Raw genomic sequence first — 13,557 nt, forward strand, 5'->3', positions numbered from 1 at the left:
CAGCCCACGCCCCCGCCGCAGCCGCCCAGAACCGGACCTCACATGACAGTGCTTCACTCCCGCAACGCCGACGCGGCCGACGCAGCCGGCTCCGCAGACGTCAAGGACACCACGGCCGCCGCGGACACCACGGCCGCCGCGACCACCACCGGCACCGACCTCCGCGAGGACCTCGGCCGCTACGCCGAACTCGGTGCCTTCACCCTCACCGCCGACACCCATCCCTGGTACGCGGCCCTGGACACCGTCGCCACCCCCGAGGAGGCCCGCGCCGCGTCCACCGTCCTCGCCGAACTGCGCGGACACGACCTCCAGCAGGTCTGGGACGACATCACCGCGCTCGCCGCCGATGTCCGGATCGACGCGCCCGACACCGTCGGCAAGACCGCCGTGCTCGTCGAGATGCTCCAGCTCCTGCGCCGCACCTCGACCGTGCTCGCCCCGGCCGCGTACGACGCCGACCTCGATTCCCTGATCGCCGCCACCGCCGACCGGGCCTGGCGGCGCGAGCGCGGCGTCAAGCTCTCCTGGCTGCGCGGCCGCTCGCTGCGCAAGCAGGCCGGCGCCCTCGCCGTCACCACCGGCCGCCCCCGGAGCCAGGACCTGCACGAGGCCCTCGCCTCCGCCGCGGTCGAGCGCCGGGCCTGGGCCGCCCTCGCGCCCGCCGGCACCCTGCCCGCCGCGCCGTCCGACGCCGCGCTGGTCCACCGCACGGCCACGGCCTTCGAGGCGATCAACAGCGGGGTGCGCGAACTCGCCCGCCTGCTGCCCGGCCAGGACCTCGACGCGCTGTCCTTCCCGGAGCTCGTCGACCTGGTCGACCGCCTCGCCGCCGACGAGGGCACCCTCTACCGCCTGCCCACCGTCCGGGGGCTGCGCACCACCCTTGAGGACGCCGGCCTCGCCGAGCTCCTCACCGAGCTCGCCGCCGCCCGCGCCGACCGCCGCGCCGCCGAGGCCGCCTACGCCGCCCGCCAGGCCCTGGCCGGCGGGCAGCGCGACGGTCTGGTGCCGCCGGTGGAGGAGGCCGCCGACACAACGGCCGACGAGGCGGCTGACGTGACGGGTACGGAGGAGACCGAGACGGCCGCCGACGTGGCCGCCGAGGTCGAGGTCGAGGTCGCGGTCGAGGCCGAGGTGGACACCGACGCACCGGAGGCCGCCGAGGTCGTTGAGGCCGCTGAGGCCGTCAGCGCCGAAGCCGAGACCGAGGAGGACAGCCCGGAGGCCGAGGCCCCGGTCGAGGAGCAGCCGCTCGCCGTCACCCTCCCGGCCCCCTCTCCCGCCGCCGACGACATCCTCGGCACCACCCCCGCTCCGCCGGCCCAGCCCTCCGCCCCGGAGGCGGAGGCGGTTGCCCCCGCCGTGGCCGAGGCCGAGGTTGTCGCCGAGGTCGAGCCCGAGCCCGAGGTTGTCGCCGAGGTCGAGCCGACGGTCGAGCCGGAGCCCGTGGCCGAGGTCGAGCCCGTGGTGGAGCCCGAGCCTGCGGTCGAGATCGCGCCGGAGGCTGCGACCGAGGCGGAGCCGATCGCGCCGGAGGAGGCCCCTGAGCCGATCGCCGAGGTCGAGCCCGAGGTCGAGGCTGTCGCCGAGACCGCGGTCGAGGTCGAGGAGGAGCCGGTTACGGAGGCCCCTGCCGAGGTCGAGCCGGTGGCCGAGGTTCCGGCCGTCACTGAGCCGACCGTCATCGCTGACGCCGTGGACGAGGCTCCGGTCGCGGAGGTCGCGGAGGTCGCGGAGGTCGCGGAGGTCGCGGAGGTCGCGGAGGTCGCGGAGGTCGCGGAGGTCGCGGAGGTCGCGGAGGTCGCGGAGGTCGCGGAGGTCGCGGAGGTCGCGGAGGTCGCGGAGGTCGCGGAGGTCGCGGAGGTCGCGGAGGTCGCGGAGTCGGCCGTCGAGGCCGAGCCGTCCGTCGAGGTGGAGGTCGAGCCCGAGGCGGAGGTCGTCGCCGAGGCGCCCGCGCCCGCCGAGCCCGAGACGGAGGTCGAGGTCGAGGCCGTCGAGCCCGCCGTCACCGAGCCCGAGACCGTCGAGAGCGAGCCCGCCGCCGAAGCCGAGTCGGCTGCGGAGGTGCCAGCCGTCGTCGTCGAGGAGCCTGCTGCCGAGACCGAGACCGAGACCGAGACCGAGACCGAAGCGGCCGCGTCCCCGGCGAAGCCGGAGTTCACCCCGGGGCGGCCGGTGACCGCGTACTCGGCGGAGGAGCTGCTCGCCATCGTGCGCTGGATCGACGCCGACGGCGTCGGGCGGACCGACGAGGAACTGCTCCGTGCGGCGATGAAGGAGCTGGGCTTCGCCCGCCTGGGCCCGCGTATCAAGGAGGCGCTGGGCGCCGCCATCACCGCCGCCCGCGCCTGACCGAGGCCGCACGGCCGCACCCCGCAGCACCCGCACCACCACGGCCCCGGAGGCACGGTCCACGAACCGCGCCCCGGGGCCGTGTCGTCGTCGTCGCCCGGCCCGGTCTACCCCACCCCGGCGGGCCGGGCCCGGCGCAGCTGCTCCGCCAGGACCGCCGGGGCCTCCGCCAGTGACGGCCCGTACCAGGTGAGGTGGCGTCCGCTCACCAGCGCGGCCGGGATGCCCGGGAAGGCCTCCGGGCCGTCCTCGGCGGTGAACCGGTAGGGCTCGTCCGGCAGGACGACCAGGTCGGGGCGGCCGGCGAGCAACTCCGGCAGGGGGACGGCGGGGTAGCGCTCCGGCCGGGCCGGGTCCTCGGCGTGCGGGAGATGCAGGCCGAGGCGTTGCAGCAGGTCGCCGGCGAAGGTGTCGTGGCCCAGCACCATCCACGGGCGGCGCCAGATCGGCACGACCGCCCGGCGGGCGGGGCCGGGCAGGGGAACGACCTCCGCCCAGGCGGCCTCGGCGGCGTCCAGCCAGGCGGGGCGGGGCAGGCCGCAGCCGACGGTGAGCAGCCGGTCCAGTGAGCGGAACGCCTGGTCGAGGGTGCGGATGTCGGTGACCCAGACCGGCAGTCCGGCCGCCCGCAGCGCGTCGAGGTCGGACCGGCGGTTCTCCTCGTCGTTGGCGATCACGAGGTCCGGGGCGAGGGCGGTGATCCGGGCCAGGTCGGGGTTCTTGGTGCCGCCGATCCGGGGGGCCGTCAGGTCGGCGGGGTGGCTGCACCAGTCGGTGACGCCGACCAGCAGCCCGGGCGCGGTGGCGGCCACGGCCTCGGTGAGCGAGGGCACCAGCGACACCACCCGCCGCACCGGCCCGACACCACCACCCGCCCCGAACAGCGGCACGACCAGCCCCAGATCGTCGACCGCCGCACCGCCCCCCGGCGTCCCGCCGGTCCTGAGGAAACTCACCGCGCAACCCTAACCGCCCTCCAGTGGCCGGGAGGGCAAAGTTCCGGGAACCGGCAGGGCACAACGGCCGACTACCTGGTCCGGGTTCACAGGACGAACCCGAGCACGACCATTGACCAGGAGAGTTACTGATGCGCCCTCGCGTCTTCTGCGGTATCGCGGCAGCCGTCGCCCTGTTCGCCACGGGCTGTTCCAGCGGCGGTGACGGGAGCGGCGACACCACGAACGGCGGCGGGAGCGCACAGGCGTCCGCCGCCGGCGCGTTTCCGGTGAAGGTGGCGGACTGCGCGGGCAAGGAGACGACGGTCGCCCGGGCACCGCAGCGGATCGTCACCACCGACGCGGCCGGTCTGGAGATGCTGCTCCAGCTCGGGGCCGGTGACCGCGTCATCGGGACGGGGTTCCCGCCCGGGAAGGGCAGCCTGCCGGCGGCCGTGGCCGAGCAGGGCGCCAAGGTGCCGGTGCTCGGGGACACCCTGATCCCCAAGGAGAAGCTGCTGGGTTCCGGCGCGGACCTCTACGTGGACACCTTCGGGCCGATGCCGATGATGGGCGCCGCGGGTGCCGGGCCGACCGAGGACGAGCTCAAGGCGGTCGGCATGCAGCACGTGCTGCTGCTCTCCACGGCCTGCGCGAGCGGCCCGAAGGCCGCGGCCGGGCCGCGCACCGATCTGACCGGGGTGGCGGAGGACGTGCGCCGGCTGGGCGCGGTCACCGGGACGGCGGCCCGCGCCCAGGAACTGGTGGCCGCGATGGACCAGCGGATCAATGAGGTCAAGAACGCGACCTCGGGCGTACCGGAGGCGCAGCGTCCCGGGTACTTCCTCTTCGACTTCGACGCCGGTACAAAGCAACCGATGGCCGTCTGCGGCAAGCAGATCGCCAACGCGGTGATCACCCTGGCCGGCGCGCGCAACGTGTTCTCCGACTGCGACGCCGACTTCCGGCCCGTCTCCTGGGAGGACGTGGTGGCGAAGAACCCGGACTGGATCCAGCTCGCCGTGCGCAACCGGGGCAGCGAGGACGCCAACCGCAAGGCCTTCGACGAGGCCGAGGCGTTCCTCAAGGGCTTCCCGGCGACGCAGGGGCTCAAGGCCGTGCAGGAGGGGCACTTCCTGCGGATCGGCTCCGAGGTCACCACGATCGCCGGGATCCGCAACGCCGACACCGTGCGGCAGATCGCCGCGACCGTCCACCCGACGCTCGTCAAGAACGGGCAGTAGGCCGTGGCCCGCGCCGCCACCACCGACACCACGGGCGCCGCCGCCACCGCGGTCGCCGGGGGGACCGCCCCCGACACCGCCCCCGACGCCGACCCGGCTGCCCCGGGCCCCCGGCGCCGCGGGCGGGTCCGGGCGCTGCGCCCCGGGCCGCTGGCCGCGCTGCTCACCGCCGCCCTGGTCGTGGCGCTGACCGCCGCCGTCTCGCTCGGCTCGGTGGACATCCCGCCCGGCGAGGTGTGGTCGGTGGTCGGCCGGCGGCTCACCGGGCAGCACCCGGCGCCCGGCACCCGCGACCTCATCGTCTGGCAGCTGCGCGTCCCCCGCGCGCTGCTGGCGGCGGCGGTCGGGGCCGGGCTCGGCCTGGTCGGTACGGCGGTGCAGGCCCTGGTCCGCAACCCGCTCGCCGACCCCTACCTGCTCGGCATCTCCTCGGGGGCCTCGCTCGGGGCGGTGGGCGTGATCGTGCTCGGCACCGGCATGGGCCTGTCGCTGACCATCGGCGGGATCGCCGGACTGACCGTCTCGGTGGCGGCCTTCCTCGGCGCGCTCGCCGCGTTCTCCCTGGTGTGGGTGCTGGCCCGGCGCGGCGGCGGCTTCTCGCCGCTGCGCCTGGTACTGGCCGGCATCGGCATCGGCCAGTTCCTCACCGGCCTGACCAGCTACCTGGTGCTCCAGACCGGCGACGAGCAGCAGACCCGGGGCGTGCTGTTCTGGCTGATGGGCAGCCTCAGCGGCGCCACCTGGGGCCAGCTCGCCGTCCCCGCCGCCGCCGTGGTGCTGGGACTGGTGCTGCTCCAGGGCCGCGCCCGGGGGCTGAACGCGATGCTGATGGGCGACGAGACGGCGGCCGGCCTCGGGGTCGACGTGGTCCGGCTGCGCCGTGAGATCTTCGCCGTCACCAGTGTGCTCACCGGGGTGCTGGTCGCCGTCTCCGGTGCGATCGGCTTCGTCGGCCTGATGGTGCCGCACGTGTGCCGGCTGCTGGTCGGGGGCGACCACCGGCGGCTGCTGCCGCTGTCCGCCCTCACCGGCGCCGTCCTGCTGGTCGTCGTCGACCTGATCGCCCGGGTCGCGCTCGACGGCCAGGAGGTGCCGATCGGCGTGGTCACCGCGCTGCTCGGCGCGCCCACCCTGCTCTACCTGCTGGACCGACGACTGGAGCGGAATTGAGAATCGCCGTCGAAGACCTGAGTGTCTCCCTCGCCGGGCGGACCGTGGTGGCCGGTGTCCACCTGGTCGCCAAGGAGGGCGAGATCGCCGGCCTGGTCGGTCCCAACGGCAGCGGCAAGTCCAGTCTGCTGCGCACCGTCTACCGGCATCTGCGGCCGAGTGCCGGGCGGGTGCTGCTGGCCGGGCGGGAGTTGTCGGAGCTGAGTCCGGCGCAGTCGGCCCGGCACATCGGGGCGCTGCCCCAGGAGCGCGGCGGCGACTTCGAGCTGACAGTCCGCGAGGTGGTCGCGATGGGCCGGACCCCGTACAAGCGGGCGTTCGCCAAGGACGACGCCGAGGACCACCGGCTGGTGGCCGAGGCGCTGACCCGCGTCGGCATGGCGCACGCGCCGGACCGGGGGTTCGCCCAGCTCTCCGGTGGGGAGCGGCAGCGGGTGCTGCTGGCGCGGGCGCTGGCGCAGCAGCCGGACGTCCTGGTGCTGGACGAGCCGACCAACCACCTGGACGTCCGGCACCAGGTGGAGCTGCTGGCGCTGCTGCGGGAGCAGCGCCGCACCACGCTGGTCGCGCTGCACGACCTGAACGCGGCGGCCTCGGTGTGCGACCGGCTGCACGTGCTGCACCGGGGCACGCTGGTCGCCTCCGGGGAGCCGAGGGAGGTGCTGACCGCCGAGCTGCTGGCGGAGGTGTTCGGGGTGCGGGCGGCGGTGATCGAGCACCCGCTCACGGGGGACCCGTTGATCGCGTTCGACCACCGCGCGCCGGTCGGCGCGCCGGACCCGGGGGTGCCGGGTCCGGTCGCGCCGCCGTCGGGCAGGGGGGCGGGGAGTGCCGCGGGTACCGGGGCAGACGTGATCGCCCCGCCCCCGGTGGTACCGGTCACCGAAGTCACCGGAGTCACCGTCCCCGCCGGTCTCCCCGCCCCGGTCTCCGTCGAACGTCAGGAGGTCTCGTAGTGGCTCGGGCGGCCGTTGCGCTCGACCAGCCGGCCGACCTTCGCCGCCTCCGCGCTGCGGATCAGCTCCCACTCGCCGTCCGGACGGTGCAGCACCGAGGAGTGCCACGGGGTCATCCACATGTCGGTGTGCTCCAGCAGCCGGATGCCGAACTTCAGCACGCCGACCTTCTGCGGGTGGATGGAGAGCCGGAACGAGCGGGGGTGCTGCTCGGCGATCAGGTCGCCCCAGGCGCGGCTGCGTTGGATGACGCCGTAGGCGCGCTGGCGGCAGTCCTTCTGGAGGGCGGACTTGGTGCCGGTCCAGCCGAAGGTGTCCTCGGTGAGGAAGCGGGTGATGCCGCGATAGAGCTTGGCGGTCTCCTCGTCGGTCAGCACCTGCTCGCGCAGCTCCTCCTTGGTCGGCGCGTACTGGGCGTGCACCCGGGCGCGCTTCTCGTCGAAGGGCAGGTCGCCGAGGACGGCCCGCAGGTCGAAGGTGTCGAGGTTGGTCAGGCCCTCGCGCTCGATCAGCGCGGACAACTCGTCGGAGTACTGGTCGATGTGGTCGTCGGGGACGTGGATGAGGTCGCCGAAGATGTGGCCGTCGGAGCAGATCAGGATCTTGGCGCCGGGCTCGTAGATCTTGCCGATCTCCTCGGCGAGCCGGTTGAGGAAGGTGAGCGACAGCCGCTCGCCCTCGTCGGGCAGGTGGCTGAGCACCTTGGCGAGGTTCGGCGACTTGCAGGGGAAGCCGGGCAGGGTGAACAGGATCTGGTCCCCGGCGGTGATGAAGTCCGCCAACTGCTCCAGCTGGAGCGGGAAGTCGGCGGGTATCGCCTCGGCGTCCGGATCGGACGCGCGGCGGTGCGGCAGCAGCAGGTCGAGGATCTCGGCGGAGAGCCGGGCCACGGTCTGCTGGTCCGGGGCGGTGTACGCGGTGCCGGTGCTCTCGTTGCTGTCGGCCTGGGAGTCACTGGTGACGGTGGTGCCGGCGGGCGGCATGGTTGTCCTCCACGGAACGTTGTACGGGCTTCGGGCAGGCGGAGCCACGCCCCGGCGGTGTTCGCCGGGACGCTGCGGTGGATGCGGGGAGACGCGTCGTTGGGTCCTCGCGGGCGGTCAGTGCCGCCGGTCGTAGGCGACCGGGAGCCGGTTCACCCCTCGGGCGAGAACGGCGGGCACCCAGGCGAGCGAGTCGATCGCCTCGCCGTCGGCGGCGGACGGGCGCAGCCCGGGCAGCCGGGTGAGCAGGGTGCCGACGGCGATCTGGAGTTCGGCGCGGGCCAGGGCGGCACCGGGGCAGAAGTGGATGCCGTGGCCGAAGGCCAGATGGGCGTTGGGGGAGCGGTCGAAGTCCAGGACGTCGGTGTCCGGGAACTGCTCCTCGTCGCGGTTGGCGGCGCCGAGCGAGACGATCACCGAGTCCCCGGCCGGCACGGTGGTGCCGTGCAGGTCGCTGTCGGCTCCGAAGAACCGCCAGGTGGTGAGCTCGAACGCGCCGTCGTAGCGGAGGAGTTCCTCGATCGCCCGGGTGAGCAGGCCCGGCTCGGCGACGGGCCCGTCCGGGTCGAGGCTGGCGCGCAGCCGGTCCAGCTGGTCCGGGTGGCGCAGCAGGGTGATCAGCATGGTGGTGATCTGGTTGGTGACCGGCTCCTGGCCGGCGACCAGCAGCTGGAACACCATGGAGGCGAGCTCCTCGGGGCTCAACTCGCCGGCGTCGCAGGCGGCGACGAGCCGGCCGAGCAGGTCCACGTCGGGCCCGGCGGGGTCGTAGGTGGCACGCTTGTGGGCGACCACGTCGGCGATGTAGCCCTGGAGGCCGTGCAGCCGGCCCTCGTACGCCGGTCGGCCCGGGTCCTGCGGGCCGACCGGTTGCACCACCTTGCCCCAGTCGCGGTCGAAGCGCACCGCGAGTTCCTGGGGCAGGCCGATCACGGCGGCCAGTACCCGGAACGGGAAGTGGGCCGCGAAGCCTTCGACCAGGTCGGTGCCGCCGGCCGGGGCGGTGGGCGGGAGTTCGTCGATCAGGGCGTCGGCGAGCTCCTGGATGCGCGGGCGCAGTGCCTCCACCCGGCGCGGTGCGAAGGCGTCCAGGACGAGCTTGCGCATCGTCGTGTGCTTCGGCGGGTCCTGGTGCAGCAGGTGCACCTGGAGCTGGGAGTGCTGCGGCTCCGGCATGATCGAGGCGAGCTTGCGCCAGTCCTCGTTGCCCAGTGAGTGGTTCTTGCCGAGCCTGGGGTCGTTGAGCGCGGAGTGGGCCGCCTTGTAGCCGGTGACCAGCCAGGCGCCGACGCCGCTCGGGAAGGTCACCCGGTGGACGGGTCCCGCGGCCCGCATCTGCCGGTACAGCGGGTACGGGTCGCTCTTGTACTCCGGTCCGAACAGCGGTACCGGATCGGGGAGTTCGTCGTACCCGAACGGGCAGCGCGGTCCGTCGGGCGTCTCGCCCGCCGCGGTCGGGTCGTGGACGGTGTCGGTCATTGCGGTTGTTCCTCCGGTAAGGATCTGCCGTGCGTAGGGGGAGGTGCGACGGTGGGTCACACGCGGCTGCGGATCGTCCGGTCGGTTCCGGTGGTGCTCCCGCTGCCGGTGCTGCCGCCGGCGGCGGCGTCCTTGGTGCGGTTGTTGCGGTGGTGCAGGGTCAGCAGGCCGACGGCGAGGGCGGCGGCGGTGCCGGCCAGGGTGAGCCCGGCCCGGATGCCGGCGACCTCGGTGGTGCCGTAGAGCGCGGCGGCGGTGCCGAGCGCGGGGCCGAGCGCGAAGCCGAGGCTGCGGGCCAGTTGGACGGCCGAGCCGGCGGTGGCGAGTTGGTCGGGCGGGGCGGAGCTCATCACCAGGGCCTGGACCGGCCCGCCGTTGAGGCCCATGCCGACGCCGGCGACCGCGAGCCGCCAGGCGATGTCGACCGCGGACCAGTCGGTGTCGACCGGGACGAGCAGCAGCAGGCCGAGGGCGGTCACGGCGGCGCCGGTCAGCGCCGTCGGGCGGGCGCCCCAGCGGTCCGCGAGCCGCCCGCCGAACCGGCCGGCCACCACCATGCCGAGCGGGAACGCCAGCATGGTGAGCGCGGTGCTGGTGGCGCTCTCGCCGTCGTCGCGGCGCAGGTACTGGGCGAGCAGGTAGTGGTTGGCGGCGAAGCCGGCCGCGAGGGCCAGCACCGAGCCGTTGACGGCGGCGGTGCCGGAGGCGCGCAGCACTCCGGCGACCGGGCGTCCGCCGGGGCGGCGCAGCCAGAACAGCACCAGCGGCACGGAGGGCAGCGTGAGCAGCAGCCAGAGCGGCGCGTCCGGGGCCAGGGTGAGGCCGAGCAGCACGGCGGCGACCGCCGAGCCGATCAGCGCGGCGTCGCCGAGCGAGGCGCGGTCGGGCAGCCGCAGCCGCTTGCCGCCGCGCGGGGCGTCCTTGCGGGCGATCAGCCAGGCGGCCAGGCAGATCGGCAGCTTGACGAGGAAGATCGCCCGCCAGCCGACGTGGTCGAGCAGCAGGCCGCCGACGACCGGGCCGAGGACGGCGCCCAGCGGGCCCAGCGTGGCGGGCACGCTCATCGCGCGGCCGCGCAGCTCGGGGCGGACGGCGGTGGCCGCGAGGACCGGCATCAGGACGAACAGCACGGCGCCGAAGGCCCCTTGGGCGAGGCGGGCGGCGATCAGCCAGCTCGCCCAGGGCGCGACGGCGGCCAGGGCGCTGCAGAGCGCGAAGCAGCCGACCGACAGCAGCAGGGCGGCGCGCAGGCCGACCTGGTCCAGCCACCGTCCGGCGGGCAGCAGCAGGGCCACCAGGGGGAGCTGGTAGCCGAGCACGGCCCACTGGGCGGTGGTCGGGGAGACGTCGAGGGCGTCCGCGATGTCGGTGAGCGCGAGGTTGACCACGTTCATGTCGAGCATCGCGACGAAGGAGATCAGCCCTGCGGCGAAGACCAGGCTCCACCGGTCCTCCGACCGGACCGGGCCGTCACCCGACGTACTGGTGGCGGGCGACTGCTGCGCTGCCATGGGTCATCCTCCGTTCCCCCGTGCTGTCCGGACACCACCTCGGCGGCGGCGTCCGGTACAGCAGTCGGAGATACCTCGGCTCCAGTTCCGAACAGGTGGGGGATTTTTAAGGCTTGGCCGGATCATGCCCACAGTGGCCGATCCCTGCCCGGTGCCCGTCGCCGGTTCCCCGGGGCCCGCCGGGGGCCGGGCATCGGCTGCGGCAGACCTCGTCCCGGCCCTCTCCGGGCTTCTCCCTGCCCTCTCCCGGCCCTTCTCCCGTCGCGCCGGACGCCCGGCGGCACCCGACCCGCCGGACAGCGGTTTCCGGACGACAGACCGGCGGGTGACGGATCCCTGGATCCGTCACCCGCCGGTCGGCAGTGCTCGCGCGGCGCTCAGCAGGCGGCCGCCAGTTCCGCCGCGGCGCCCGGGGCCGGCTCGCCGGCCTCGGCGGCCCGCAGGCGGGCGATCAGTTCCTCGCGCGCCCGGGCGACCCGGGAGCGGACGGTGCCGACCGGGCAGCCCGCCACCTCGGCGGCCTCGGCGTAGCTCAGCCCGACCACCTGGGTGAGGACGAAGGCCTCCCGCCGCTGCGCGGGCACCCGGTCCAGCAGGTCGCCGAGCGCCACGCCGTCCTCGAAGCCCGCGGCGGGCGTGGTGCCCTGCCGTTCGGCGGCCTCCTGCCAGTCCGGCAGCGCAGCGCAGCGCGGGCGGGCGGCGGCGGTCCGGTAGCGGTCGATGACGGTCCGGCGGGCGATCGACAGCAGCCAGGTGCGGGCCGAGGAGCGTCCGGCGAACCCGGGCAGGCTGCGCAGGGCGCGCAGGAAGGTCTCCTGGGCGAGGTCGTCGGCGGACTGCACGTCGGTGAGGTGGGCGACGAACCGCCACACGTCCCGCTGGGTGGCCCGGACGAAGGCTTCGACGTCGGCGGACCGCCCCTCGCGGGCGGCCAGGGCGAGGGCGGTCAGCTGTTCGTCATCCATGGCGGCCTCCTACCCGGACAGTCCCACCTCGGAGAAGGTGCGGGACGATGGTCATATGAGATGCGAGCAACTCCGTACCGCTCTGTCCGCCCGCCTCGACGGCGAGCCGGCCGGTGTGCCGGACCGTCGACTGGACAAGCACGTCGCGCGCTGCGCGGTCTGCCGGGACTGGCTGGAGCGGGCGGAGCGGCTGCGCGGACCGCTGCTCGGCGACCGGAGCGGCGGCGACCCGTCGGCGGAGTGGACGGCGGGGCTGCTCGCCCGCCTCGGCGCGGAGCCGGAGGGCGGGGCGGAGTCCGACGGTGAGGTGGTCGGTGAGGCGTTCGGTGAGGCGGAGGGCCGTCCCGGGCAGGGGGACGGCGGGCGGACGCGGTAGGACGGTGGCGCCGGTTCGGGCCGGTGCGCCGTCGATGTGAGACATGGAAGGGTCCCGAGGGGAGAACGGGGGTGCGGTCCCGCTGCGGGCGGAACCGTCGGCGTCGGTGGGCGGCCGCGCGGCCGGAGCCCCGGCCGGCGGAACGGCGGGACGGTCGGCGCGCACGGGCCCGGGCCCCGGTGGCGCGGGCGGCGTCCGTCGGTACCGGCAGCGCGCCGTCCCCGGGGCACCCGGCCGTCGGCGGCCTCCGTCGCCGTCCGTGGCGGTCGGTGCCGCTCCCGGTCCCTTTCCCGGCGGAAGGCGCGGGGCTGGGCGGAGCGGTGCGACGGCACGGCGGTGCGGTGGTTCGCGGTCGGTCGGGGTCGTCCGGGACGGGCGGCGGTACCCGGCGGCGCGGCTGCGGCGCGGGGCGACCTGCCCACCGCGCCGGGGACACCGTGGTGTCCGGGAGGGCGGAGGGCGCGTCAGCGGGCGTACGCGACGAGGGGCGGCCCACGCCTCACCAGGGCGTGCGAGAGCAGCACCAGCCGGGGCAATCTGGTCCGGTGGCCGACGGGTCTCGGCGCTCCCGGCGGCCGGTACCCGGCGGGTCGGCCGAACAGGGCCAGCAGCGGTGCCAGCAGCGCCCCGGCCAGGACCGCGCCCAGTGCGCCGAGCAGGTCGAACAGCCGCACCAGCGCCGTCTCGCCGCGCCAGAGCAGCAGCGCACAGGCGAGCGCGGCGAGCACGTGGGCGGCGATCATGCCGGTGGACATGCCGTGCGCGGCCATGTCGTGACCGCCCATCGCGTGACCGCCCGCGCCCTGACCGGTCACGCTCTGGCCGGTCACGTTCTGGCCGGTCACGTTCTGGCCGGTCACGTTCTGGCCGGTCAGGCCCGTGCCCGCCCCGGACGGGAGGTCCGGCGCCGCCGCCGCGCCGTGCGCGTGGTGCGCGGCGGTCGCGGCCTGGACCCCGGCCGGCGGGACGTCCGGGTCGAGCCCGGCCATCACGGCCAGGTCGTCCGGCGTCACCCCGACGGGTGCCGAGTCCGGATTGCACAGCAGCAGCGAGGCCCAGTCCGTCGGCGGAGTACGGCTCGCGCCGCCACCGGCGAACAGCGTGCCCGCCTGTTCGAAGGTCAGGTGCAGCGCGGTCTGCGCCGCCACCATCCAGAGGCTGATCACCGTGAGCCCGCGCCGCCGGCCGGCCAGCAGCCAGGTGAGGCCGAGGACGAGACCGAAGGCGCCGACGAGGACGGGGGCCGAAACCCCCGAACCGGACATGGAGACGTGCGCCGTGGCGGCCAGCGCCACGCAGAGCGCGGCGAAGACCACGGCGCGCAGAGAGCGGATCCGGTCGGTCATCACGATGACACTCATCGTCGCACCCGCCTCCGCCGACCAGTACCGCACCCTCCGCTATTGGCCGGTTCCACCCCTGTGACGGCACGTCCGGGCACCTCGGGCGGGTCCCGGGGAGGCAGGCCGTTCGGGCACCGACACCTCCGGGGCCGCCGGGAGGGGTGGTGCGGAAGGGGTGTCACCCGGTGGCCGGATCCCGACGGTGCGGGCGGGGTCGGAGCGCCGATCGGTGCCCGACTG

At 75.2% G+C, this 13,557-nt stretch carries 10 protein-coding genes and 1 pseudogene; 5 read left to right on the forward strand and 6 right to left on the reverse strand.

Annotated elements, in window-relative coordinates; genetic code table 11:
* Positions 1-42 precede the first annotated feature (42 nt).
* Complete coding sequence (locus tag OG715_RS32750; RefSeq protein WP_266273685.1) at positions 43-2,355, forward strand: hypothetical protein; 2,313 nt, start codon at positions 43-45, stop codon at positions 2,353-2,355.
* Between the two features lie 107 nt (positions 2,356-2,462).
* On the opposite strand, the gene OG715_RS32755 is transcribed toward OG715_RS32750, so the two are convergent.
* On the reverse strand, positions 2,463-3,209 hold the full coding sequence (locus OG715_RS32755; protein ID WP_266274628.1) for a helical backbone metal receptor: 747 nt from the start codon (positions 3,207-3,209) through the stop codon (positions 2,463-2,465).
* 233 nt (positions 3,210-3,442) lie between these two features.
* On the opposite strand from OG715_RS32755, the gene OG715_RS32760 reads away from it, so the two are divergent.
* The 3 genes and pseudogenes from OG715_RS32760 to OG715_RS32770 all read left to right on the forward strand — a co-directional run.
* A complete protein-coding gene (locus tag OG715_RS32760; protein ID WP_266273684.1) occupies positions 3,443-4,534 on the forward strand; it encodes an ABC transporter substrate-binding protein in 1,092 nt (363 codons plus the stop codon).
* A gap of 135 nt (positions 4,535-4,669) precedes the next feature.
* On the forward strand, positions 4,670-5,704 hold the full coding sequence (locus OG715_RS32765; RefSeq protein ID WP_266274627.1) for a FecCD family ABC transporter permease: 1,035 nt from the start codon (positions 4,670-4,672) through the stop codon (positions 5,702-5,704).
* Positions 5,701-6,483 (forward strand): annotated as a pseudogene (locus OG715_RS32770) (ABC transporter ATP-binding protein); the annotation flags it as partial. The gene OG715_RS32765 and the pseudogene OG715_RS32770, both read left to right, overlap by 4 nt.
* A 161-nt stretch (positions 6,484-6,644) precedes the next feature.
* Here the strand turns inward: OG715_RS32770 and OG715_RS32775 are convergent.
* The 4 genes from OG715_RS32775 to OG715_RS32790 form a co-directional block, all read right to left on the reverse strand.
* Positions 6,645-7,643: an isocyanide synthase family protein gene (locus tag OG715_RS32775; protein WP_266273682.1), complete on the reverse strand. Its 999-nt coding sequence runs from the start codon at positions 7,641-7,643 to the stop codon at positions 6,645-6,647.
* Positions 7,644-7,760: 117 nt separating this feature from the next.
* Positions 7,761-9,122, reverse strand: a complete 1,362-nt coding sequence (locus OG715_RS32780) for a cytochrome P450 family protein (RefSeq protein WP_266273681.1) — start codon at positions 9,120-9,122, stop codon at positions 7,761-7,763.
* Positions 9,123-9,178: 56 nt separating this feature from the next.
* Entirely contained in the window at positions 9,179-10,633 is a 1,455-nt protein-coding gene (locus OG715_RS32785) for an MFS transporter (protein ID WP_266273680.1), read from the reverse strand.
* A gap of 377 nt (positions 10,634-11,010) precedes the next feature.
* Entirely contained in the window at positions 11,011-11,598 is a 588-nt protein-coding gene (locus OG715_RS32790) for a sigma-70 family RNA polymerase sigma factor (RefSeq protein WP_266273678.1), read from the reverse strand.
* Between the two features lie 55 nt (positions 11,599-11,653).
* Between OG715_RS32790 and OG715_RS32795 the strand changes: the two genes are divergently transcribed.
* Positions 11,654-11,974: a zf-HC2 domain-containing protein gene (locus OG715_RS32795; protein WP_266273677.1), complete on the forward strand. Its 321-nt coding sequence runs from the start codon at positions 11,654-11,656 to the stop codon at positions 11,972-11,974.
* A gap of 464 nt (positions 11,975-12,438) precedes the next feature.
* Here the strand turns inward: OG715_RS32795 and OG715_RS32800 are convergent, their stop codons facing one another.
* Positions 12,439-13,335, reverse strand: coding sequence for a hypothetical protein (locus OG715_RS32800; protein WP_266273676.1), 897 nt, complete (start codon positions 13,333-13,335; stop codon positions 12,439-12,441).
* Between the last annotated feature and the right edge of the window lie 222 nt (positions 13,336-13,557).

Origin of the sequence: Kitasatospora purpeofusca (assembly GCF_036010405.1) — a bacterium.
Taxonomy (GTDB): Bacteria; Actinomycetota; Actinomycetes; order Streptomycetales; family Streptomycetaceae; genus Kitasatospora; species Kitasatospora purpeofusca.